General features: G+C 61.4%; 12 protein-coding genes. 5 read left to right on the forward strand and 7 right to left on the reverse strand.

What is annotated here, in order from left to right; translation table 11 throughout:
- Positions 1 to 20 precede the first annotated feature (20 nt).
- Positions 21 to 1,343 carry a sensor histidine kinase gene (locus AACY19_RS24915; protein WP_339454225.1) on the reverse strand — a complete coding sequence of 441 codons (1,323 nt, stop codon included), beginning with the start codon at positions 1,341 to 1,343 and terminating at the stop codon, positions 21 to 23.
- The gene (locus AACY19_RS24920) at positions 1,343 to 2,023 is read right to left on the reverse strand and encodes a response regulator (protein ID WP_339454226.1); all 681 of its coding nucleotides are present in this window, start codon (positions 2,021 to 2,023) and stop codon (positions 1,343 to 1,345) included. Before AACY19_RS24920 ends, AACY19_RS24915 begins: the two co-directional genes overlap by 1 nt.
- A gap of 296 nt (positions 2,024 to 2,319) precedes the next feature.
- Here AACY19_RS24920 and AACY19_RS24925 point away from each other — a divergent pair, with 296 nt between their 5' ends.
- The 4 genes from AACY19_RS24925 to dsbG all read left to right on the forward strand — a co-directional run bounded on the left by AACY19_RS24925 (position 2,320) and on the right by dsbG (position 6,488).
- Positions 2,320 to 3,003: a hypothetical protein gene (locus tag AACY19_RS24925; protein ID WP_339454227.1), complete on the forward strand. Its 684-nt coding sequence runs from the start codon at positions 2,320 to 2,322 to the stop codon at positions 3,001 to 3,003.
- 124 nt (positions 3,004 to 3,127) lie between these two features.
- On the forward strand, positions 3,128 to 4,861 hold the full coding sequence (dsbD, locus tag AACY19_RS24930) for a protein-disulfide reductase DsbD (RefSeq protein WP_339454228.1): 1,734 nt from the start codon (positions 3,128 to 3,130) through the stop codon (positions 4,859 to 4,861).
- On the forward strand, positions 4,861 to 5,742 hold the full coding sequence (locus tag AACY19_RS24935; protein ID WP_339454229.1) for a TlpA disulfide reductase family protein: 882 nt from the start codon (positions 4,861 to 4,863) through the stop codon (positions 5,740 to 5,742). Before dsbD ends, AACY19_RS24935 begins: the two co-directional genes overlap by 1 nt.
- The gene (dsbG, locus tag AACY19_RS24940) at positions 5,718 to 6,488 is read left to right on the forward strand and encodes a thiol:disulfide interchange protein DsbG (RefSeq protein ID WP_339454230.1); all 771 of its coding nucleotides are present in this window, start codon (positions 5,718 to 5,720) and stop codon (positions 6,486 to 6,488) included. Before AACY19_RS24935 ends, dsbG begins: the two co-directional genes overlap by 25 nt.
- A 120-nt stretch (positions 6,489 to 6,608) precedes the next feature.
- Here the strand turns inward: dsbG and AACY19_RS24945 are convergent, their stop codons facing one another.
- A complete protein-coding gene (locus AACY19_RS24945) occupies positions 6,609 to 7,424 on the reverse strand; it encodes an alpha/beta fold hydrolase (protein WP_339454231.1) in 816 nt (271 codons plus the stop codon).
- Positions 7,425 to 7,612: 188 nt separating this feature from the next.
- Positions 7,613 to 20,611, reverse strand: a complete 12,999-nt coding sequence (locus AACY19_RS24950) for a non-ribosomal peptide synthetase (RefSeq protein ID WP_339454232.1) — start codon at positions 20,609 to 20,611, stop codon at positions 7,613 to 7,615.
- Between the two features lie 370 nt (positions 20,612 to 20,981).
- On the opposite strand from AACY19_RS24950, the gene AACY19_RS24955 reads away from it, so the two are divergent.
- Positions 20,982 to 21,536: an RNA polymerase factor sigma-70 gene (locus tag AACY19_RS24955; protein ID WP_122597088.1), complete on the forward strand. Its 555-nt coding sequence runs from the start codon at positions 20,982 to 20,984 to the stop codon at positions 21,534 to 21,536.
- Positions 21,537 to 21,671: 135 nt separating this feature from the next.
- Here the strand turns inward: AACY19_RS24955 and AACY19_RS24960 are convergent, their stop codons facing one another.
- From AACY19_RS24960 to AACY19_RS24970, 3 genes are all read right to left on the reverse strand, one after another.
- Complete coding sequence (locus AACY19_RS24960) at positions 21,672 to 22,685, reverse strand: GNAT family N-acetyltransferase (RefSeq protein ID WP_339454233.1); 1,014 nt, start codon at positions 22,683 to 22,685, stop codon at positions 21,672 to 21,674.
- An 87-nt stretch (positions 22,686 to 22,772) separates the two neighbouring features.
- A complete protein-coding gene (locus tag AACY19_RS24965; RefSeq protein ID WP_339454234.1) occupies positions 22,773 to 23,570 on the reverse strand; it encodes a substrate-binding periplasmic protein in 798 nt (265 codons plus the stop codon).
- A 91-nt stretch (positions 23,571 to 23,661) separates the two neighbouring features.
- Positions 23,662 to 24,285, reverse strand: coding sequence for a TetR/AcrR family transcriptional regulator (locus AACY19_RS24970; RefSeq protein ID WP_339454235.1), 624 nt, complete (start codon positions 24,283 to 24,285; stop codon positions 23,662 to 23,664).
- Positions 24,286 to 24,402 lie beyond the last annotated feature (117 nt).

The raw sequence follows: 24,402 nt of genomic DNA on the forward strand, positions 1-24,402 counted from the left end.
TGTAAGAGCTGCCGAAGGGATCAGACCGGTTGCAGCGGCATCGTCAACTCAACCCGCAAACCGTCCGGGCGGCTGTCGAAATGCAGGGCGCATTCGCAGCGCTGGACGATGGCCTGGACAATCGCCAGACCGAGGCCGCAACCGGTGCTCTGACCGTTGCGCCAGAAGCGTTGCGTCAGGTGTTGCAGATCATCCGGGGCGATGCCCGGGCCGTGATCGCGCACGACAAAGCGCACGCGATTGCCAATCGTCTCAAGACTCACCTCCACCGCGCAGTCTTCCGGTGTATGGCGCAAGGCGTTGTCGAGCAGGTTGCGCAGCGCAGCAATCGACAGTACGGCGGGCATTTGCAACGGCGCATCCGACAACTGCGTCGGCAGGTGCAGTTTGATCCGCAGGCGCTCACCGCCCGTGGCATCCTGAATCGCCAGCCTGGCGACCTGTTCGGCGCTGCATTGCACGCCGTCGTCGAACGACAGACTGCCCTCGACCCGCGCCAGCAACAGCAGTTGTTCAAGGGTGCGATGCATGCGATCCGCGCCCTCCTCGGCCCGGGCCAGCGACTGATCGCGGGCAGCACCTTCGGTCATGCGCGCCACTTGCAGGTGGGTCTTGATGGCCGTCAACGGGCTGCGCAGTTCATGCGCGGCATCGCCGGTGAGGCGACGTTCCCGCTCGATGGTCTTGCCAATGCGTTGGAAAAGTTGATTCTGGGTGTCGAGCAAAGGCTTCAATTCGCTGGGGAACGCCTGCAATTGCAGCGGCTCCAGCGAATCGGCATTGCGCCGCATCAACGCTTCCCGCAGACGATTGAGCGGCGCCAGCCCCTGACCGATGCCTAGCCACAACAGGCACAGGCAACCGAGCAAGGCCACCCCTACCGGCACTGATGCGGCCAGCAGGATCGACATGTTCAGGGCTTCGCGTTCGATCTGCCGATCCGCCGTGGTGATCCGCACGTCACCGCGCGCGAGGGTGAAACTGCGCCACGGTGCGCCGTCGATTGTCTGATCGTGGAAGCCCATCTTTTCGGCTTCCAGCGCTTGTTCGGGATTGTTGTGGCTGCGGGCGAGGATTTCCCCGCGCAATGAACTGACCTGGCAGGCCATGCCGCCGGGAATGTTCAGTTGCTCCGCGCTGAAATGGGTGCCCTCGCCTTTGCTCGGCAGCGTCGGCAACTGTTCGAGCAGCCCGGCGACCATGCGCGCCGAAGCCACCAGGCGCTGGTCGAGGGAAAACATCATCTGATTGCGCAGATCGCTGAGCATCCAGGCCGCCGCCAGCGCCCAGATCACTGCAAACGCGGCGCCGAGAGTCAGACTCAGGCGCAGTCGCAGACTCATCACTTGCCTTGATCTCCACCGTCCGCCGGACCGAGGCGATATCCCAGGCCGCGCACGGTTTCGACGATGCCTTTGCCAAGCTTGCTGCGCAGGTGATGGATATGCACGTTCAGCGCGTTGCTCTCCAGTTCGTCGTTGAAGCCATAGACGCTGTCTTTCAACTGCTCGGTGGACAGCACCCGCCCACGGTTATGCAGCAAGGCCTGCAACAGCGACTGCTCGCGACGCGACAAATCAATCGGCTGCCCTGCGAGCCTGGTTTCGCGGCTGCTGGGGTCGTAGGTCAGGGCGCCATGCTCGATCAGATTGACACTGCGCCCCGCCACTCGCCGCAGCAGGGTTTGCAGGCGCGCAAACAGTTCACGCAGATCGAATGGCTTGAGCAGGTAATCGTCAGCCCCCGCCTGCAGACCATCGACCCGATCGGTGACCGAATCGCGCGCGGTCAGAATCAGCACCGGAATTTCCAGGCCCTGTTGCCGCAACTGTTGCAGCAACTTGAGGCCATCTTCATCGGGCAGGCCGAGATCGAGCACCATCACGTCGAATTCGGCAACCTTGAGCATCGCCCGCGCCTTCGACGCGGTGTTGACGTGCTCGACCGTCAAGCCCTGGGCAGTGAGACCGGCAACGATACCGCTGGCGATCAGTTCATCGTCTTCGCAAACCAGTACGTGCATGGTGGTTCCCTGAGAAAAAAGGCAAGTCGAACAGAACAGGATTAAGCCGCAATTATGGCCGGGCCACAACCGACCAGACAGAGGCTTCATAGCTCGCCTGCGTTGACCGGTAATACCCCATCGGGGGCACCTGCAAAATACCATCCGGCAAATACAAGTCAAACTAACCGAAATAAAATACAACACCCTCGAACTATACAAACAAAGCAGCGAAAACTAATCTCGCCCAGCAACTTTACAACAACTAAACACCCAACCAGAAAGACCAATCACAAATTACTTGAGAAACCGTAAAAATGACCACTAGCAAAAACTTCGCTGCCGTTGACTGGAGCACCGGCCCTGACCGTATTTATTTCTTTTTCCGAGAAAAGAACACTTATGCCCGTTTCGACATCGGAGATAACAAAGTTCTCTCCGGTTACCCCAAATCGGTTGACGAACACTGGGAAGGCTTCGACAAGACTGCCGCAGACTTGCGCTTTGGCTTTACCACTACCAGCCCCAGCTGGGACGGCGGTATCGACACCCTCTGGCTGTTCTACGACGATGGCGATACTCCATCAGTCTGTGAATTCAACCAGCGATATGACAAGGCCGTATCGAACACCCCCGTCGCGCAATCCAAATGGGCAAAGTTACTGCCTTATTACTATAAAATAGTCGGTGCAATGTGCAACGAAAACAACTCGAAAGAATACACCTACTGGATATTACTGAACGACGGCAACTATCTGACTTACGAGATTTACTCGACAAACCTGCAAGTACTGCCCCTCAAAAACTCTCCATGGGATGAGCTGACACAATATCAAGGACGCATGATGACTGCTGCCCTGAATGACTACCCGAATTTCGACACATATTTTTATATCTTCCTGAATGACAACCAGTATCTGCGATATGAACAGGGCGCGAAAAAACTATTCGGCCCGTATACAATCTCCGAATCAACCTGGCCCGGTCTGCTGACGGACTGAGGCCATTTGCAGGCACCAGTGCATCGACGTCGGGGTTCCATCCGGCATCGTGCGGGGCGGTTAATCATCGGTTAATCGCTACCCGCCACTGTGCATTCCACTTGCACAGGGACAAGGCTCCTCCATGCGTCATTTTTTTCTTTTGTTTGCACTGCTGATCTCAGGCCTGGCTCAGGCGGGAAATAATCCATTCGAGACCAAACCGGAATTTCTGCCGGTCGACCAAGCGTTCGTGCTTACCTCCGAACGCCTGGAGTCCGGGGAAACCCAACTGTTCTGGCAGATCAGCGACGGCTACTACCTGTATCAGAAGCGCCTGAAACTCGACGGCCTGAAGGCCGAACAACAGCCGGTTCTGCCCGAGGGTGAATCCCACAGCGACGAATTTTTCGGCGAACAACCGGTGTATCGCCAGGGGCTGGAGGTAAAAGTCCCGGCCTCGGCCAGCGGTCAGATCAAGGTCAGTTATCAGGGCTGCGCCGATGCCGGCCTGTGTTATCCACCGCAAACCCGGGTCATCGATCTGGGTGGCAAAGCGACGCCGACGGCCAGCGCGCAAGCGCCGGATCAAGCCTTGGCCAGCGGCCTGCAACAGCGAGCGCTGGGCTGGAGCTTGCTGGTGTTCTTCGGCCTTGGCCTGCTGCTGGCATTTACCCCGTGTTCCCTGCCAATGCTGCCGATTCTGGCGGGAATGGTCGTCGGCAGTAGTGCCACGCCACGGCGTGGTTTCGCCCTGGCCAGCAGCTATGTGATCTGCATGGCACTGGTGTACGCCGCGATGGGCGTGATCGCCTCTCTGCTCGGCGCCAACCTGCAGGCGTGGCTGCAGAATCCCTGGCTGCTCGGTGCGTTTGCGGCGGTGTTCGTGGTGCTGGCGTTGCCGATGTTCGGCTTCTTCGAATTGCAATTGCCGGTGGCCTTGCGTGATCGCCTCGAACACGCCTCGCGCAGCCGCAACGGCGGCAGCCTGATCGGTGCCGGGGTGCTCGGGGCCTTGTCCGGTCTGCTGGTCGGCCCGTGCATGACCGCGCCGCTGGCCGGCGCCTTGCTGTACATCGCCCAGAGCGGCAATGCGCTGCACGGTGGCCTGATTCTGTTCGCGCTGGGCATCGGCATTGGTGTGCCGCTGTTGTTGCTGGTGACCGTCGGCAACCGCTTCCTGCCAAAACCCGGGGCATGGATGAACCTGCTCAAGGGCATCTTCGGTTTCCTGTTTCTGGCGACTGCGCTGCTGATGTTGCGCCCGGTGCTGGACTCCTCGTTGTGGCTGGGCCTGTGCGGCGCGCTGCTGCTGATCGCTGCGTTCTGTGCCTGGAAGCAATCGGAAGGCTTCGGGCGTGTCGCCCAGATGTTCGGCGCCAGCTCGCTGTTGCTCGGTCTGTGGGGCAGCCTGTTGATGATCGGTGCCGCCGGTGGCGGTGATGACCCGTATCAGCCGCTGCAGGTGTACAGCGCGGGTCGTGTCGCCAGCGCAACGCCGAGCGGCCATGACGCTTTCACCACCATCAAGGACCCGGCAGCGCTGCAGCGTGAACTGGATACCGCCAAGGCTCAGGGGCAGTGGGTGTTGCTCGATTACTACGCCGACTGGTGCGTGTCGTGCAAAGTCATGGAGAAACAGGTGTTCGGCAAGGACAAGGTCATGCAGGCGCTGAGCGACGTGCGCCTGCTCAGGCTCGATGTCACCGCCGACAATGCCGCCAGCCGTGAGCTGCTCAGCCGTTACAAAGTGCCGGGGCCGCCGACCTTCATCTGGATCGGTACCGACGGCGAAGAACGTCGCAGCCAGCGCATCACCGGTGAAGTCGACGCCGACACGTTCCTGCGACGCTGGACTGCCACCCGGGACGCCAATTAATGCTGACTTTCACCCTCGGCACTTTTGCCATCGCGCTCAACCACCTGCTGCTGATCAGTGCATTGGCGCTGGCGACCTTTGTCGGCTGGCGAGTGGCAAAACGTGGTGGCGATAATCCCGAGTCAGTGCTGTTCAGTCTGTTCCTCCTGGGCATGCTGGCTGCCCGCGTGGCATTTGTCGCGCTTTACTGGAGCCACTATCGCAATGATCCGTGGCAGATCGTCGACTTGCGCGACGGCGGTTTTCTCGCCTGGCCGGGGGTGATCGTTCTGCTGCTGGCGGCGTTCTATCGTGGCTGGCGCAGGCCTGGTTTGCGCCGTCCGCTGGGCTTTGGCGTTGCCAGTGGCGTGGTGTTCTGGTTGCTGGCGACACTGTCATTGAACATCTACGAACAAGGCACGCGACTCCCGCAAATCTCATTGCGCAACGCCGCCGGGGAAACCGTCCAGCTCAGCGACTATCAGGGAGGGCCGTTGGTGATCAATCTGTGGGCCACCTGGTGCCCGCCATGCCGCCGCGAAATGCCGGTGCTGGAAAACGCCCAGCAACAACGCCCGGACCTGACCTTCCTGTTCGTCAATCAGGCCGAAAGCATGCAAAGCGTGGCGACATTTCTCGAAACCCAGGGCCTGAGCCTGAATAACGTACTGTTTGATCGTCGCGGCCAGCTCGGTCAGGCCGTAGGTTCCATGGCATTGCCGACTACGCTGTTTTACAGCTCCGACGGGCGTCTGCTCGCCAGTCATCTTGGCGAGCTGTCCAACGCCAGCCTGGCCCGCGCCCTGGAAAACTTCGGCGAACCGAATCCGATCTCGAACCCGGCCGCAGCCCCGGCCACCTCTGCAAGGAAACTGCCATGCCCCGCCTCCGCCACCTGCTGACGCTGACTCTGGGCTCTGCCCTGCTGCACTTGCCGTCGGTGCAGGCCGCAGAAGAACTGCCTGCGGCGATCAAACAGATCGAAGCCAAAGGCGCGAAAATCGTCGGTCAGTTCGACGCCCCCGATGGCTTGCGTGGTTATGCGGCGCAGTATCAGAACCGTGGCATGGCGTTGTACCTGACCCCGGATGGCAAACACGTTCTGCTCGGCAATCTGTATGACGCCGACGGCAAGGACCTGAGCAGCGAGCCGCTGCAAAAACTGGTGTATGCACCGATGGCCAAGGAAGTCTGGGCCAAGTTCGAAACCAGCCACTGGATTCAGGACGGCAACAAGGATGCACCCCGCACCGTGTACTTGTTCAGCGATCCGAACTGCCCGTACTGCAACATGTTCTGGGAACAGGCGCGGCCGTGGGTGAAATCCGGCAAAGTGCAGTTGCGCCACATCATGGTCGGCATCATCCGCGAAGACAGCCCGGGCAAGTCAGCAGCGTTGCTGGCGGCGAAAGATCCGGCCAAGGCTCTGGAAGATCATGAGAAGGCTGGCAAGGGCAGCTCGCTCAAAGCGTTGAAAGATATTCCTGTGGCCGTGCAAACCAAACTGGCGGCGAACATGCAGTTGATGGAAGACCTCGACCTGCAGGCGACGCCGGCGATTTTCTACATGGACGACAAAGGCGAGTTGCAACAGCAACAAGGCGCGCCTTCGCCGGACAAACTGGTGAAGATTCTTGGGCCAAAGTAACCCTTCAATCTTCATTGCCTGATCTGGCCTGTTCGCGAGCAAGCCCGCTCCCACATTGGGTTCTGCGTACACAAATCCAAAGGCGGAAGCGGGCTTGCTTGCAAAGAACGATGGCTCGCTCTAGCGGTTGCGCTCGCTGAGGAAGGCGAGCAACGCCTCGGTGACAAACCCGGGATTCTCCAGATTGGAGATATGCCCCGCCTCCGGCACCAGCATCCATGGGCAACCGATCAACCCGGCCATTTCCCGGGCTTCCGACGGTGGTCGTGGTTTGTCCTGATCGCCACACAGCACCAGCGTGGTCGCTGCGTTCAATTCGCCCAGTCGAGGCAACACATCATCCCGACCAAAGGTGATACGCCCCATCGGCACGATGCTTTCGCGCAGTTGTTCGGCGGAGTACGCCGCCAGTTTCGCGCGAAAATCCTGATACAGCGCCGACTGCGGATCGATGCCCGGACGGAAGAAAATCGGGACGACGATATCCAGTAATTGCGCGGAGATTTCGCCGGTCGTTTCAATCTGTTTGAACAGCGAGAAGTAATACTGACGGGTAGGCTCCGGTTCAACGCCGAGGTAGGTGTCCATCAGCACCAGACCGTTGATCCGCTCTGACGCCGACAATGCCAGACGCGCACCCCACATGCCGCCGACCGACAAGCCAACCAACGTAACCTGATCGATGTTCAGATGATCGAGCAAGGCCTGTGCTTGCCGGGCGATATCGTCCAGCGATGTCGTGCCTTCAGGCAATTGCCCTGACTCACCGTGTCCCCACAGATCCAGTGCAATTACCCGATAGTGCGCAGACAACGCGGCAATCTGCGGTGCCCACATGGTCTGATCCCACAGATAACTGCCGGCCAGCAAAACCGCCGGACCTGTCCCTTGATCAAGGTAATGCAGCGCTTGTCCGTCCACCGTAAAAAAAGGCATCGACCACCCCCCGCGACAAAAAAGAGAACCGGAAGACTGAGCTGCCGGTTGCTGATCGTCAACCTGGGAAATGCCGACTTTTGTGTTGATGCTGATGCCGCCTTCGCGAGCAAGCCCGCTCCCACACAGGCCAGGGCAACTGTGGGAGCGGGCTTGCTCGCGAAGGGGCCGCTACAGACGCTAGAGCACTAGAGGCCCTCCAGCTCCGCCATCAGGTCATTGAGCCGATCAACCTTCTCCTCGGTGATATCACTCGCCGCCAACCCACCAATGTACTCAGCCAACTCTTCCACCGTGCTGCACTCGAACATCGCCCGCAGCGGCACATCGCGTTGCAGGGTTTTCTGCACCCGCGAAGCGATCTGCGTGGCCAGCAACGAGTGCCCGCCCAGCTCGAAGAAGTTGTCGCGAACACCGACCTGCCCGACCTTCAACACCTCAGCCCAGATATCGGCCAACGTCTGCTCCAGCTCGTTGCGCGGAGCCAGATAGTCCTGGCTCTGCAACTGGCCGATCTCCAGCGCCGGTAACGCGTTGCGGTCGAGTTTGCCGTTGGCATTCAACGGTAGCTGATCGAGCCATAACCAGTGCAGCGGCACCATGTACTCGGGCAGTTCGGTGCGCAGGCGCTGCTTGATGCGCTCCAGGCGTTCACCTGGATTCAGCGCAGTATCGGCGGCAACCAGATAACCGACCAGATGCTTGCCGTTGGCGCCCTCCTGCACACCGACCGCGCCATCGCGCACTTCCGCTTGTTCATGCAGGCGCGCTTCGATCTCGCCCAGTTCGATGCGATAACCGCGAATCTTCACCTGATGGTCAACCCGGCCAACGTATTCCAGCACACCGTCGCTGCGACGCCGTGCAAGGTCCCCCGTGCGATACAGCCGTTCACCCGGCACACCGAACGGATTGGGCACAAACACCGGCGCCGTGCGCAGCGGATCGCTGACATACCCGCGACCGACGCCCGTGCCTGCCACACACAACTCACCCACCGCCCCCAACGGCACCAGTTCCAGCGCGCCATCGACCAGGTACAGCAAGTTGTTGTCGGTCGGCGTGCCGATTGGCAGGTAACTGCCACGGGTCGAGGCCATGTCGACACGGAAGAACGCCACGTCATCGGAGCATTCCGCCGGGCCGTAAGCGTTGACCAGACCGATGTCCGGGTAACGCAGCAGCCATTGGTGCGCCAGTTCTGGCGGCATCGCTTCACCGGTCGGCAGCATCCAGCGCAGACCATCGAGGCTCAGGCGCTCCGAGGCGAGCATGCCCTGAATCAGCGACGGCACGCTCTCCAGCACGGTGATGCCCTGGGCCTGTACATGCATCAGCAAGCCTTGCGGGTCGTGGGCGATGGTGTTCGGTACGATGTCCACCCGCGCGCCGAACAACGGCGCGGCGAGGAACTGCCAGACCGAAATGTCGAAGCTTTGCGAAGCGGTCTGGGCGATCACGTCGGCATCGCTCAGATTCAGGTACGGCACCTTGCTCAACTGGTTGTTGAGCATGCCACGCTGCTCGACCATCACGCCTTTCGGCAGGCCAGTGGAGCCCGAGGTGTAGATCACATACGCGAGGTTGTCCGGGCCACTGTGGATGCCCGGGTTCTCCTGCGATGTCGCCAGCGCCTGCACCTCTTCCCAGATCAAAAGCCGTGGTCGGTTGGCACAGCTGAATTCATCGAGCAGGGTTTGCGCCTGTTCGCGGCAGGCTTCAGTGCAGACCAGCAGCGGCGTGCGGCTCAGTTCGATAATGCGTTGCAGGCGCTGGCTCGGTAGCCCCGGGTCAAGCGGCAGGTAACCGGCACCGGCCTTGAAGCTGCCGATGATCATGCCGAGCAGATCGAGATGACGTTCAGCGAGCAACGCCACCGGTTGATCCATCTGCACACCCGCGGCGACCAGTGCATGGCCGAGACGGTTGGCGTTGTGATTCAACCCGGCATAACTCAGTTGCTGATCAAGGCAACTGGCGACGACGCGTTGCGGATGCGCGGCGACCTGCGCTTCGAACAGCGCAACGTAGCTCTGCTCCAGTGGATAGTCGTGAGCACTCTGGTTGCAACCGTGCAGCAGGAAGTCCTGTTCTTCGCTGCCCAGCAGCGGCAGATCGGCCATGTCACCGTGGAAGCCATCGACCAGCGCCAACAACAGACGCTTGAACTCACCGAGCATGCGCTCGATGGTCGACTCGTCGAAATAGCGCTGATCGTAAGACAGATGCAGACCGAGGTCATCGCCGGGGTAGCACACCGCCGTCAGCGGGAAGTTGGTGTGGGTACGGCCCGAGTCCGACGTCGCATTGAGGCTCTGTGCACGATCCAGTACCGAGACTTCCACCGGCGCGTTTTCGAAGACGAACAGGCTGTCGAACAGCGGCTGGCCTTTCGGCAGTTCGCTTTGTTCCTGGATGTTCACCAGCGGCAGGTATTCGTACTCGCGCAATTGCATGTTGCTGTCGAGCAGAGCGCTCAGCCACTGCCGCACGCTGCTGCGCTGATCGTCCGCCGGCATCTTCACCCGCAGCGCAATACTGTTGATGAACAGGCCGACGGTGCGTTGCATTTCCGGCATTTCCACCGGACGCCCCGCCACCGTCACGCCGAAGAGCACGTCACGCTCGCCGCTCATGCGCCGCAGGACCAGGGCCCACGCCGCCTGGGCGAAGGTGTTGATGGTCAGTTGATGGGCCTGCGCCAGTTCACGCAGACGCACACCGTCCTCGACATTGAGGCGGGTATAGCGGTCGCCAACGATCATCCCGCCGCTGTCACCGGCGTGTTCGCGCAGGAACGGACGGTCGCTCGGGATCGGCGTGGTGCGCTCGAACCCTTGCAGGTTCTGCTGCCACCATTGCCGCGCTTCGGCGAGGCTCTGGCGCTGCAGCCAGCCGATGTAATCGCGATAACGCGGCGGCACGGCGAGCTGCGCTTCGCGACCTTCACCGAGGGCGGTGTAGATTTCGAAGAAGTCGTTCATCAGCAGCGAACGGCACCAGGCGTCGATGAGGATGTGGTGGTTGCTCATCATGAACCAGTAACGCGCCGCGCCGACCTTGATCAGGCGCAGGTGGAACGGCGCCTGATTGAGCAGATCGAAACCGGCCTCGCGCTCGTTTTTCAGCAACGCTTGCAGCTTCGGTTCCTGTTCGCTGTCGGCGATGGCGCTCCAGTCGAGGTATTCGATCGGCGTGCGGCCCGGCGTATGAATCACTTGCAGCATGTCTTCGCCGACGTTCCAGCAGAACGACGCACGCAAAGCTTCGTGACGGGCGATCACCGCTTGCCACGCCTGAGCGAAACGCTCGGCATCGAGTTCGCTATGGATGCGGTAGCGATCCTGCATGTAGTACAGACCGGTGCCCGGTTCAAGCAAGGTGTGCAGCAACATGCCTTCCTGCATCGGTGTCAGCGGATAGACGTCCTCGATGTGCGCGGCCGGCACCGGCAAGGCATCGAGTTGTGCCTGAGTCAGTTTCGCCAGCGGAAAGTCCGACGGCGTCAGGCCACCGGCCTCGTCTTGCAGGCAATGGCTGATCAGGCTTCGCAGCTCACCCAGGTAAGCGTGCGCCAGATCATTGATGGTCTGCGCGTCATAACGCTCGGCGCTGAAAGTCCAGCGCAGCAGCAATTCACCGCCGTAAACCTGACTGTCGACGCTCAGCTCGTTGGGCAACGGCGCCTGCGGATCGTGGGCGGCGCCGACCGCTTCATCCAGCGGACGGAACAGCGCATCACTGCCAAAACTCTGGTCGAACTGGCCGAGGTAGTTGAAGGTGACTGGCGCATGCGGCAGCGCGGCCATGCTGCGCCGACTGAGGTCATCGGCAAGATAACGCAGCACGCCGTAGCCCAGGCCTTTGTGCGGCACTGCGCGCAATTGCTCCTTGATTGCCTTGATCGAAGCGCCCTGCCCGGCAGCCTCTTCGATGTTGTGCGGGGTCAGGCGCAATGGATAGGCGCTGGTGAACCAGCCGACGGTGCGGGTCAGGTCGATCTCGTCGAACAGGGTTTCGCGGCCGTGGCCTTCCAGTTGAATGAGTGCCGACGGCTGCCCGCTCCAGCGGCACAGCACGCGGGCCAATGCGGTCAGCAGCAAGTCGTTGACCTGCGTGCGATAGGCGGCCGGCGCCTGTTGCAGCAGTTGCTGGGTGTGCTCGGCATCAAGGCGCACGCTGACGGTTTGCGCATGACGATTGTGCTGCCCGCCCTGCGGGTTTTCGCACGGCAGATCGGCGCTCGAACCGGCCAGCTGGATCTGCCACCAGTTGAGTTCTTCGCGCAGCGATTCGCTGCCGGCGTAGACCTGCAAACGCGCCGCCCAGTCCTTGAAAGCACTGGTTTTCGCCGGCAGTTTCACTGCTTGTTCGGCGTCGAGCTGGCGATACACGGTTTGCAGATCGTCAAGCAGGACGCGCCACGAAACGCCGTCGACCACCAAGTGATGGATGGCGATGAACAGGCGTTGCTGACCTTCAGGGCCATCGACCAGCACGGCGCGCACCAGCGGGCCCTGCTCCAGATCGAGACTGCGCTGGGCATCGGCGAACAGTGCTTCACACTGGTCCATCGAGGCCACGCGCAATTGCCACAAAACAGCAGCATCCGGGACGGCTTGATGAGTGGCTTGCCATTGGCCGTCGAGCTCGCTGAAGCGCAAACGCAAGGCGTCATGCTGCTCGATCACCGCCAGCAGCGCCTGCTCCAGACGATGGGGGTCGAGGGTCACGGTCGGCTCCAGCAACAGCGCCTGGTTCCAGTGCTGACGCTGAGGAATTTCCGTGTCGAAGAACCAGTGCTGAATCGGCGTCAGAGGCGAATCACCCGCCACCGGCCCTTGCTCCGCCGTCACTTGTTCGGTGCGGCTGGCCACAGCGGCCAGTGTCTGCACGGTTTGATGCTGAAACAGATCACGCGGGCTGAAATGAATGCCCTGCTGGCGCGCGCGGCTGACCACTTGAATCGACAGAATCGAGTCGCCACCCCGTTCAAAGAAGTTGTCGTTGAGGCCGACCTGTTCGACGTTGAGCACTTCGCACCAGATCTGCGCCAGCGTCTGCTCGAGTTCATTGCTCGGCGCGACGTAGTCCTGGCGATTGAGCTCCGGGTCTGGCGCTGGCAAGGCGCGGCGGTCGAGTTTGCCGTTGGCGGTCAGCGGCATGCTCGCCAGCAGAATCAGGTGGGTCGGCACCATGTAATCCGGCAGCTGCGCCTTGAGATGCGACTTCAGCGCTTCGCGCAGTTCAGCCTGCTCGGCTTCGCTTTGCTCAGCGACTTCAGTGACTAAATAGCCCACGAGTTGCTTGCCGCTTGGCACGTCGAGTGCGAGCACCACGGCCTCACGGATCAAGTCATGATCAAGCAGGCGTGTTTCGATTTCGCCCAGCTCGATGCGGAAACCACGGATTTTCACCTGATGGTCGATTCGTCCCAGGTATTCCACCAGGCCATCGGCACGCTGGCGCACCAGGTCGCCGGTGCGGTACATGCGCCCGCCATCGGTGGCGAACGGGTCAGCGACAAAACGCTCGGCCGTAATACCCGCACGGTCGTGATAGGCCTGGGCCAGACCGGCGCCGCCGACGAACAACTCACCGGTCGCGCCTTGCGGCACCAGCGCCAGATCAGCGTCGAGAATGTACGCCACACGCGCACCGATGACGCTACCGATCGGCACACTGCCGGCGCCCTCCTCCAGTACCTCCGGCGCCAGACTGGCCAGTGGCATGACCACGGTTTCTGTCGGCCCGTAGGCGTTGAAGAACAGGCTCGGCTTGAACGTGGCGCGGATGCGTTGCAGGTGTTCGCCGGTCAGCGCTTCGCCGCCGGTGATGATCATACGCACCGGAAGGATTTCGTTTTGCGTCGAGAGGAACTGCGCCAACTGACTGCCGTAGCTCGGGGTGAAACCGAGGACGTTGATGTTATGCGTGCGGATCAAGTCGCAGATTTCTTCGGCGTCCCACTGACCTTGCGCCCGCAACACAACCTGCGCGCCGCTCAGCAGCGGCACCAGCAGGCGCTCGGTCGCCGCATCGAAGTTGATCGAATAGAAGTGCAGTTCGCAGTCATCCGCACGCATGCCGAAACGCTCGATCACCGCTTGGCAGTGCATGGCGATTTCGCCGTGGGAGACCACCACGCCTTTCGGCTTGCCGGTCGAACCCGAGGTGTAAATCAGGTAGGCCTGATGTTGCGGCAGGCTGATGAACGGCAGCTCAGCGGCCGGGTAAGCGGCGAGTGCCGCGCTGTCCTCCTCCAGGCACCAGCGCGCCACGCCTGGCGGCAGATCGCCAAGGGCTTTGAACATGGCGCGATCACTGAGCAGCAGGCCGATTCGACTGTCTTCGATCATGTAATGCAAACGGTCGAGCGGGTATTCCGGGTCCAGCGGCACATAGGCGCCGCCAGCCTTGAGAATCGCCAGCAGGCCGATGACCATTTCCAGCGAACGCTCCAGCGCCAGACCCACGCGCACTTGCGGGCCGACACCACGCTCACGCAACGCCCAGGCCAAGCGGTTGGCGCGGGCGTCGAGTTCGGCGTAGCTCAGGGTGTGCCCAGCAAAGGTCAGGGCCGGTGCATCTTTGCGCGCCAGTGCCTGCTCAGCGAACAGGTGATGGATGCACTGGTCGAGACGGTGCTCGCCCGGCTCAACGCCAAGGCTGTCGAGCAGTTGCTGTTGTTCAGGTTGATCGAGCAGCGGCAACTCACTGAGGCGCTGTTGCGGATCGGCGATCAGCGCTTCGAGCAGATTGCGCCAATGCCTGGCCATGCGGGCGATGGTCGGCTCGTCGAACAAATCGGTGCTGTAAGTCAGGCAGCAGCCGAGGCGATGGTCGAGGTCGGTGACTTCCAGGTTGAGGTCGAACTTGGTCGCCCGCGCATCGTTCGCCAGGTACTCGACGGTCATCCCTGCGAGCGTGCGGCTCTGCTGGAATTCCCAGCGTTGCACGTTGCACATCACCTGGAACAGCGGGTTGTAGGCGGCACTGCGCGGCGGCTGCAAGGCTTCAACCAGATGATCGAACGGCAGGTCCTGATGCGACTGGCCTTCGATCACGGTGTGACGCACCTGCTCGAACAACTCGCCGACCGACATCATGCCGTCGAGCTGGCAGCGCAGCACTTGGGTGTTGAGGAACGCACCGATCAGCCCTTCGCTTTCCGGGCGGATACGGTTGGCCACCGGCGCACCGATGCGCAGATCGGTCTGGCCGCTGTAGCGGTAAAGCAATGTGGCGAGTGCGGCGGTCATGGTCATGAACAAGGTCAGACCGTTTTGCGCATTGAATGCACGAACCCGCGCGGCGAGGTCATCGCTCAGATCGAAACGGAACAGTTCACCCTGATGGCTTTGCACCGGCGGACGCGGACGGTCGCCCGGCAATTCCAGCAGCGGATGTTCGCGACCGAGTTGCGCGGTCCAGTAGTCGAGTTGACGCTGACGCTCACCGGACTCCAGCCAGTTGCGCTGCCAGACGCTGTAATCGAGGTATTGCACCGGCAGCGGTTGCAGCGGCGAATCGCGATCATCGACAAAGGCTTCGTACAGCGCACTGAGTTCCCGGGCGAAGATGTCCATCGCCCAGCCTTCGGTGACGATGTGGTGCAACGTCAGAACGAAGTAATGTTCCTGCTCGGCGGTTTTCACCAGACAGGCGCGCAGCAGCGGGCCGGTTTCCAGATCGAACGGCAGATGCGCTTCTTCGTCGGCCAGTTGCTGAACCTGTTGCTCACGCGTATCGGCGGCGAATCTGGAGAAATCCTTCCAGCCCATGCGCACGCCGGTTTCGGCATGCACCCGCTGACGGGCGATGCCGTCGACACTCGGGAACGTGGTGCGCAGGGTTTCGTGACGCAGGATCAGCGCTTGCAAGGCGGCCTCGAAATGCTCGACATGCAGGACGCCACGCAGGCGCGCCATGCCGCCGACGTTGTACGCCGGGCTGTCCGGCTCCAGCTGCCAGAGGAACCACATGCGCTGTTGCGAGTACGACAACGGCACCGGTTGGCTGCGATCAACCTTGTCGATTGGCGGCTGTTCGTTGGTACGACCGCTGGCCTGAATCAGGCGAATCTGTTCGGCGAAATCACCGAGTTCACTGTGTTCGAACAACGCCCGCAACGGCAGCTCGACGTCACAGGCCTGACGGCTGCGCGAGATGATTTGCGTGGCCAGCAGCGAGTGACCACCGAGGGCGAAGAAATCATCGCGCAGGCCGACCCGGGTCAAGCCGAGCACTTCGCGCCAGATCGCGGCGATCTGTTGTTCCAGCTCAGTCACCGGTTCGACGTGTTCGCGCACTTGCCATTGCGGTTCAGGCAAGGCGCGGCGGTCGAGTTTGCCGCTGGGGCTGAGGGGCATTGCGTCGAGGCGCATCAGTTGCGCCGGGACCATGTACTCCGGGAGCTCGGCAGCCAGCGCTGCTTTCAGGCGCGCGCTGTGATCGTCGTGATTCTCGTTGGCATCGGTCGCGGTGAAGTAGCCGATCAGCTGCGCGCCGGCAGCGGTTTCCCGCACCAGCACCACCGCTTGGGCGACGCCGTCCTGCGCGAGCAAGCGCGCTTCGATTTCTTCCGGCTCGACACGGAAGCCACGCAGTTTGACCTGTTGATCGAGACGGCCGAGGTATTCGATCACGCCATCAGACGTCCAGCGCGCACGGTCGCCGGTGCGGTACAAACGCGCGCCCTGCTCGCCCAGTGGATCGACCACAAAGCGTTCAGCGGTCAACGATGGCCGACCGAGGTAGCCGCGAGCCAGACCGATGCCGCTGATGCACAGCTCACCCGGCACACCGGCCGGCACAGGATTGAGGTCGGCGTCGAGTACGCGGCAAACCACGTTGCCCAGCGGACGGCCAATCGGCGAACGCTCGCCATCGGCCGTGGTGCTGTGCCAATGGGTGACGTTGATCGCGGTTTCGGTCGGGCCGTAACGGTTGTGCAATTGCACCGCTGGCAGTTGCGCCAACACGCGGTTGCGCAGTTCGGCCGGCAGCGCCTCACCGCCGGAGAACACCCGGCGCAAGGAGGTGCATGCAGCGCTCAGCGGTTCGTCGATAAACAGCGAGAGCAGCGGCGGCACAAAGTGCAACGTGGTCACGCCATGCGCTTGAACCAGTTGCGCGATGCGATGCGGGTCGCGGTGCTCGCCAGGGCCGGCGATCAGCAGGCGCGCGCCGCTGATCAACGGCCAGAAGCATTCCCACACCGACACGTCGAAACTGATCGGCGCCTTTTGCATCAGCACATCGGTTTCATTGAGCGCGTAAGTGCTCTGCATCCATTGCAGACGTTCGGCCAGTGCCGCATGGGTATTGCCGACGCCTTTCGGTTCACCGGTAGAACCCGAGGTGTAAATCACGTAGGCGAGGTTGTCGCCTTGCAGGTGCAGAGCCGGCGCCTGACTCGGCCAGTTTTCCAGGTGCAACGCGTCCATGGCGATGACGCTCACGCCGTCGCTGGCCGGCAAACGGCCGAGCAATTCGGTTTGGGTCAGGAGCAATTCGACGCCGCTGTCGCTGAGCATGTAGGCCAGGCGATCGGCCGGATAGTCCGGGTCCAGCGGCACGTAGGCGCCGCCAGCCTTGATGATCGCCAACAGACCGATCAGCAGTTGCGGCGAGCGCTCGGCGGCGATAGCCACGCAGACATCCGGGCCGACACCTTTGTCGCGCAGGTAATGCGCGAGGCGGTTGGCCTGGCTGTGAAGTCCGGCGAAGTCGAGACTGCCACCGCCCCACACCAGCGCGGTGCGTTCCGGCGTTTGCCGCGCCTGCTCGTCCAGCAGTTCCGGCAGCCACACTTGCGCCGCAGTGCACGGGGCGACGCTCCAGCTTTTTTGCTGTTCGTGTTCGTGGCCGCTGAGCAATTGCAGGTCGCCGATGGCGTGCTCCGGATGCTCGCAGACTTCGCGCAGCAGGTTGCTGAAATGCTCGGCGAGGCGTTCGATGGTCGCGGCGTCGAACAGTTCGCTGGCGTAATCGAACGACAAGGTCAGGCGACCGTTACGGTCTTCTTCGCTGTGCAGTTGCAGGTCGAACTTGGCTTCGCGGCTGTGCCACGGCAGTTCTTCGGCGAGCAGGCCCGGCAGGCGTTTGAGCGCACTCAAGTCGCGTTGCTGGTGGTTGAACATGACCTGGAACAAGCCTTGTTCACGGGCTTGGGGGAAAGCTTCAAGCAATTGTTCGAACGGCAGATCCTGATTCGCCTGGGCGCCGAGGGTGGCTTGGCGGGTGCGGGCCAGCAGCTCAACGAATGGCAGGCGCGAATCGACCTCGGCGCGCAATACCTGGGTGTTGATGAAGAAGCCGATCAGGCCTTGGGTTTCCAGGCGCGGACGGTTGGCGTTGGGCACGCCGATGCGAATGTCGCGCTGACCGCTGTAGCGGTGCAGCAAGCTCTGCAACGCGCAGAGCAACAGCATGAACGGCGTCGATTGATGGGCTTGCGCGGTGCTGCGGATCGCATCGCTGAGGCTGACGCCCAAGCGCACCGTGTGACGTGCGGCGCTGTGCTTGTGTTGGGTGGATCGCGGGTGATCGGTGGCCAGTTCCAGCACCGGATGTTCATCGCCCAGCTGCGCTTTCCAGTACGTCAGTTGCCGCTCGCCCTCGCCCTGCGCCAGCCATTGGCGCTGCCAACTGCCGTAGTCGGCGTATTGGGTCGGCAACGGCGCGAGGCTGGCGATTGCACCTTGCGAAGCGGCGGCGTACAGGCGTGAGAATTCGTCGATCAAGACATTCAGCGACCAGCCGTCGGCGATGATGTGATGCATCGTCACCAGCAACTGGTGATCTTCGTCGTCGAGGCGAATCAACGTCACCCACAGCAGCGGACCTTTTTCCAGGTCGAACCGGGTACGTGCTTGGTCTTCGCGGATTTGTTGCGCACGAGCTTCGTGCTCGGGTGCCGGCAGGTCGCTGATGTCGATCAGTTGCAGGTCGAATTCGGCGGCGACATCGACGTGTTGCAGGGCCACGCCGTCGCGTTCGAAGAAGCGTGTGCGCAGGGATTCATGGCGCTCGATCAGTTGCTGGAAACTGACACGCAAGGCGTCCTCGTCGAGTTCGCCGCGCAAGCGCAGGCCGCCGGGAATGTTGTAGGCGCTGCTTTGCGGGTCGAGTTGCCAAGTGATCCACAGACGGTTTTGCGCCAGCGATTGCGGCATCGGCTCGGTGCGCGCCAACGCCGTGATTGCACCTTGGGCGCTGCCGCCGTCCTGCTGTTGTTGCGCCACGGCAGCGGCGAATGCCGACAGCGTCGGAGCTTCAAACAGCAGGCGCAGGTTCAGCTCCAGCCCGAGCTCTTCGCGTACCCGAGCGATCACTTGCGTGGCCGCAATCGAATTGCCGCCGAGCAGGAAGAAGTGATCGTCGGCGCTGACCTGTTTGACGTTGAGTTGCTCGGCCCAGATCTTGCCGATCAGCGCTTCGAGTTCGGACGCGCTCGCGGTCGACTCTGCGCTGGCGGCGCTGGTCGACGGGAACACCGCGTAGCTGTCGAGACTGCCATCGGCCAGACGAATGCGGCACGCCGAACGTTGCAACTTGCCGCTGGAGGTTTTCGGCAGCGCGCCCGGGTTGAGCAACATCACGACGCTCGGCGCTTCCTGAAAAGCCTCGGCCACCGCTTGGCGAATGGCTTTGATCAGGGCTTCCGGCGGCAGTATTTTCTGCACGCTGCGGCTGATTTCCGCCGCGATGCCGATCCCTTCTTCACCGTCCTGGCTGACGGCAAATGCAGCGACGCGGCCCTTGCGCACCACTTCCACTTCGTTCTCGACGGTTTTCTCGATGTCCTGCGGATACAGATTGTGGCCGCGCACGATCAGCATGTCTTTCAGGCGACCGGTGATGAACAGCTCGCCGTCACGCATGAAACCCAGGTCACCGGTGCGCAACCAGGTGCGGCCGGCGTGCTGGACGAAGGTCTTGGCGCTGGCTTGCGGGTTGCGCCAATAGCCGAGGGCAATACTCGGGCCGGCAGCCCAGACTTCACCCACCGCGTTGTCGGCCAGTTCTTCAAGGGAGTGTGGTTCGACGATCAACACCGCGTGGTCCGGCTGGCTGATGCCGCAACTCATGATCGGGCTGCCCTCACCCGCTTCGGCGCGATTTTGCGCCAGCGCCTGATCATCCACGCGCAGTGCCGGGATGCCAGTGCCGCGCGGGGTGCCGGCGACGAACAACGTCGCTTCGGCCAGACCGTAGGAGGCCATGAAATTGTCGGCGCTGAAACCGCAGTTCACAAACTTCTCGGCGAAGCGTTCGAGGGTGTCGAGACGGATCGGTTCGGAACCGGAATAGGCCACACGCCAACGGCTCAGGTCGAGGCGCTCGAGAGCCGATTCGCTGACCCGCTCGCTGCACAAGCGGTAGGCGAAGTCCGGTCCGCCGCTGATGGTGCCGCCGTATTGGCTGATCGCTTCGAGCCAGCGCAATGGGCGACCGAGGAAGTACGCCGGCGACATCAGGATGCACGGCACGCCACTGAAGATCGGTTGCAGCAGACCGCCAATCAACCCCATGTCGTGGTACAGCGGCAACCAGCTGACGATGACGTCGTCCGGGTTGACATCGATGCCGAAACCGCGACGGATCAACAGTTCGTTGGCGACCAGATTGCCGTGGCTGACTTGCACGCCTTTGGGCAACGCGGTGGAGCCGGAGGTGTATTGCAGGAAGGCGATGTGGTCTTGCGGCAGGTTCGGCGCCACCCAACGTTCGGCCAGCGTGCGGTCGAGGGTATCGACACACAGCAGCGGTGGCGCGCCTTCGATTTGCTGCAAGGCGTCGCGCAGGTCGGCGCTGGTCAGCAGCAGGCGCGGCTCGGCGTCGGCGATGATCGACAGCAGGCGCTCCTGGTGATGACGGCGTGCGGATTCCGGTGGATAGGCCGGCACCGCAATCACGCCCGCGTAAAGGCAACCGAAGAATGCCGCAACATAGTCCGGGCCACTGGGAAACAGCAGCACCGCGCGATCACCGAATTGCGCCTGAGCCTGTAGCGCTGCCGCAATGGTGCGCGCGCGCTCGTCCAGTTCGCGGTAACTGAGCACCACGCCCTGCTCCTCGGTTTCGGCGAGAAAACGCAAGGCCAGCCGATCCGGGGTCTGGGCCGCGCGGCGCTGAAGGGCTTGGACCAGAGTGCTGGGGAGTTCGAACGCGTCGGTCATGAGGTTTCCTGCCTGAATTCGGCTTGCTAGTGGAATCGGGTTGCTGCGTCACGCCCGTCGAGGGCATGCAGGGCGCGGTCTACGCCGACCGCGCAAGGCATGGGAATGCTGTCTGGCCGGGGATGTGCGCCCGGAACCATTCACCAATGAGAACGGATGACGTCTTTAAATAATTAGTCGGCAGGCTGGATCGCCAGCGGGGCTGGGGTGTGGCGGCGTGTCGCAGTTCTCAGAATGCACCGCTATGGATCATTAGTTCTCTTTCTCAATTGACAATCATTATCATTCAACATAATTTGTCGCTCGATGTGTAGGACGGCCCCGTCCCCCCAGGCGTCCCACTAACCTATTTGGCAGCAAGGTGATTTCCATGACGGAACAAGTATCCACAAGCAGGTGCGATTCACCGCTACTTCAGGCATTCGTCGACAACCGACTGATTCTGGTCAAGATTGCAGCCCGCATTACCGGCTGCCGCTCACGTGCCGAAGATGTAGTGCAGGATGCATTTTTTCGACTGCAATCGGCCCCTCCAATCACGTCGTCGATCAAGGCTCAACTGAGTTATCTGTTCCAGATCGTGCGCAACCTCGCCATCGATCACTACCGCAAACAAGCGCTGGAGCAGAAATACTCCGGGCCTGAAGAGGAAGGGTTGAACGTGGTCATTCAGGGTGCTTCGCCGGAAACCTCGCACATTAACTTCTCGACCCTGGAACACATTGCCGACGCGCTGACCGAGCTGCCCAGCCGCACCCGTTACGCCTTCGAGATGTACCGCCTGCACGGCGTGCCGCAAAAGGACATCGCCAAGGAACTCGGCGTTTCGCCGACCTTGGTCAACTTCATGATTCGTGATGCGCTGGTGCACTGCCGCAAGGTGTCGGGCAGTCGTCGGGATGTGGTGATTGCGGGTCGTCGTTAAGATCTGAATTCGGCGTCAGACCATTCGCGAGCAAGCCCGCTCCCACATTGATTCGGCGTACACCGGGCCAATGTGGGAGCGGGCTTGCTTGCGAAGGTGGATTCGGGACCGCAATGAATCTCAAGCCCGACTGCCTCAGGCCAGCTTGCACCGGTCAAAAAACCGCTCACGCCCCAGAATCATCAACGCCGCGCGCTTGTGCGGGAAGTCGAATTCCTTCTCGCAGTGGAAGCACTGGTTCTGCATATGACCGATCATCTTCGCGTTATCGGCCCGCGGCTCGGCGACCACGCGCTGGGTGCGCGGATCATCGAGAAACAGATAATGCACCAGTGCCGATAACCAACTCGCCACCTTGTGCGGCCCACGGTGATGCTCTTCGCCGACCAGCATGTGAATGCCACGGTCGTAATTGTCCGCGTCATAGAACGGCGCAATGCGATCCTCCTTGGCCCAATAGGCTTCGAAGTAGGCAAACGGCTGATCGTCAAAACAACCGATCAACGTCAACGTATGCGGATCGGCGTCGAGCTTGCTCAGGTATTCGCGATGCTTCTCGATGCTGCCCTCTTCCTCCCAGAAACTGGCAACGCGCGGGCTGTTCTGCCAGCGATTGAAGCGCGGCAGGTCTGCTTCGATTTCCACCGTGCGCAGGGAAATCCACGCGCCGAGACGCGCATCGAAGCGCCGATAGACTTCACCGCGCGGCTTCACCGGCCGCAGCGGATGGCGCTTGCCCTGGCTGACGACCATTTGCTGCGGATAATTGCCAGCCAATGAAGTACCGAGCCACGGTTGCGGCAACTGCCAGAACAGCGTGCGCTCGCAGCGGTATTCACCGGCCACATCAGTGCTCACCAACAGTCCGCTGAGCAAGGCTTCGGTCGGCGGCTGATCGAGTTGCCAGACCAACTGCTCGCACCCGGGATCACGGGCGAACAGCCAGTAACAGGCCGCCCACAGTGCTTGCCCCGGCGGCAGCGCAAAGCGCTCATCGATCTGGATCGCGCCCCTGGCTTCGCGATCAAGGCGCAGGCGAATGAGCGGTTGCCCGTCCAGGCTCAGGCTCAAACGGCGTTCGGTTGTATCAGCGATCAGTTGACTGCCCGAGGGCAACGACAAGGCAGTCAGTTCATTCAGGTTGGACATGGGTCGGGCTCACGATAATCGTCGACAGTTCAACGATGGGACGTGATCCACACAATGAAATTTAGGCTTCGGCGAGAAATGAGTGCCTCAAGGATGAGGCACAGGCAGCACCGCAATCTTGTACGGCTCGAAAATCTTCAGCATCTCACCGTTGTCGCGCAAGCCTTGCAGCAGTTTGCCGAACACTTCGCCGGTGATCGGCGCGGTTGGTCGCAAAATGGCGTAATGGTGGTAAACCTGATCGATGCGCTGCGAGACGAGCAATTTATCCTCCACCTCTTTGTTGCGCAGCAGGTAATCGGATAGGTACGAACGCGTTACCAGCGCAATATCAGCGCGCCCGCGCAGGACCATCAGCAGGTTGCTGTCGTGGGAGTAGGTCAATGTGGCGTTGTAGTTCTGCGCAAGGAATCTCGGGTCGGCGTTGAAGCTGGCAAATTCGTAGTGATAACCGCTGAACAGCGCCAGGCGCTTGCCCGTGAGACTGGCAAAGTAGCCCTGCTGGCGACCGTCTTCTCGTTGTGCGACGAAAATTTCCGCGTCCTCCAGGCCCATGTCGACGTCCGAGTGCGGAATATTCTTCCAGCCCCACTCCGGGTTTTCGAAGATCGCCATGTCGATCCGGCCCTGCTTGAAATCGCCAAAGCGCCGGGGAATCGACGTGGGCACGAGGACGAATTGATAGTCGCTTTGCAGGCGGTTCAACGCCCCGACCAATTGCGGCAAAAGCCCGGTATCGGCACCGTTTTCCGGGCGAATGGTGTAGGGCGGAAAATGGGCGGCGCCCACTCGAACCAATTGCGCTGCCTGAACGGGCAATACCCAGAATGCAGCCAACGCCGCGAGCATCAGCCCCGCAGCCGTCCGAATTGGCAAAGACTTCAAAACACCCCACTCCCCGAAAAATATCGATCAATGCATTCAAACTAGGCGGTTTCGCCCAATTAGCCAGTTTCCCGGCCGGATAGAAAGCGTCTCAGCGCTCTTCCAGAACCAGAATCAGCGCTTCGTCCGCCAGTTGATCAAGGCTCAGACTGCCGCCGGCACGGAACCATGTGGTGGTCCAGGACAGTGCACCGGTGAGGAAACGTCGGGTAATAAATACGTCACCGCGAATAAACCCCTCTGCCTTGGCCTCGCCGAGCACTTGCAGCCAGAGTTCTTCGTAAACGTCACGCAGTGCAAGCACCTTGGCCTGGCCGTCCTCGGACAGTGAACGCCATTCATAAACCAGCACCGCCATGGCTTCGCCACTGCCGCCCATGATCGACTGCAATTCACAGCGAATCAGTGCCAGCACCCGCTCGCGCACATTGCTGGCGTCGGCGAGCGCCGCGCGCATCAGCGCTGTGTTGTAACGGATGGTTTCCTCCATCACCGCACGGAGAATCTCATCCTTGCTCTTGAAATGATGAAAAATGCTTCCCGACTGAATTCCCACGGCACCAGCGAGGTCACGCACCGTAGTGCGCTCGTAGCCTTTGTTGCGGAACAAGTGAGCCGCCACCTGAAGGAGTTTGCCACGGGCGCTGTCCGGGTCGGTCAACTGGCCTTCTTCGACCAATTCGCGCATGACCCTCAGGGCTTTTTGCTCGTCCACCCGTTCTCTCCTACAGTCGATCAGTCTGTTGCCCCCTGAACACGCAGGGTTGCGCGCAATTTAAGCCGCTGATGAGCACCAAGCAAGCGCTTGGGTAGAAGATATTTCAGCTATTTA

The organism is Pseudomonas sp. EA_5y_Pfl2_R50, assembly GCF_963970475.1.
In the GTDB taxonomy this organism is placed as follows: domain Bacteria; phylum Pseudomonadota; class Gammaproteobacteria; order Pseudomonadales; family Pseudomonadaceae; genus Aquipseudomonas.

Excerpts from the sequence above, each read along its gene's own strand:
- AACY19_RS24915 (WP_339454225.1), bottom strand. The coding sequence starts at position 1,343 with ATGAGTCTGCGACTGCGCCTGAGTCTGACTCTCGGCGCCGCGTTTGCA.
- AACY19_RS24920 (WP_339454226.1), bottom strand. The coding sequence starts at position 2,023 with ATGCACGTACTGGTTTGCGAAGACGATGAACTGATCGCCAGCGGTATC.
- AACY19_RS24925 (WP_339454227.1), top strand. The coding sequence starts at position 2,320 with ATGACCACTAGCAAAAACTTCGCTGCCGTTGACTGGAGCACCGGCCCT.
- dsbD (WP_339454228.1), top strand. The coding sequence starts at position 3,128 with ATGCGTCATTTTTTTCTTTTGTTTGCACTGCTGATCTCAGGCCTGGCT.
- AACY19_RS24935 (WP_339454229.1), top strand. The coding sequence starts at position 4,861 with ATGCTGACTTTCACCCTCGGCACTTTTGCCATCGCGCTCAACCACCTG.
- dsbG (WP_339454230.1), top strand. The coding sequence starts at position 5,718 with ATGCCCCGCCTCCGCCACCTGCTGACGCTGACTCTGGGCTCTGCCCTG.
- AACY19_RS24945 (WP_339454231.1), bottom strand. The coding sequence starts at position 7,424 with ATGCCTTTTTTTACGGTGGACGGACAAGCGCTGCATTACCTTGATCAA.
- AACY19_RS24950 (WP_339454232.1), bottom strand. The coding sequence starts at position 20,611 with ATGACCGACGCGTTCGAACTCCCCAGCACTCTGGTCCAAGCCCTTCAG.
- AACY19_RS24955 (WP_122597088.1), top strand. The coding sequence starts at position 20,982 with ATGACGGAACAAGTATCCACAAGCAGGTGCGATTCACCGCTACTTCAG.
- AACY19_RS24960 (WP_339454233.1), bottom strand. The coding sequence starts at position 22,685 with ATGTCCAACCTGAATGAACTGACTGCCTTGTCGTTGCCCTCGGGCAGT.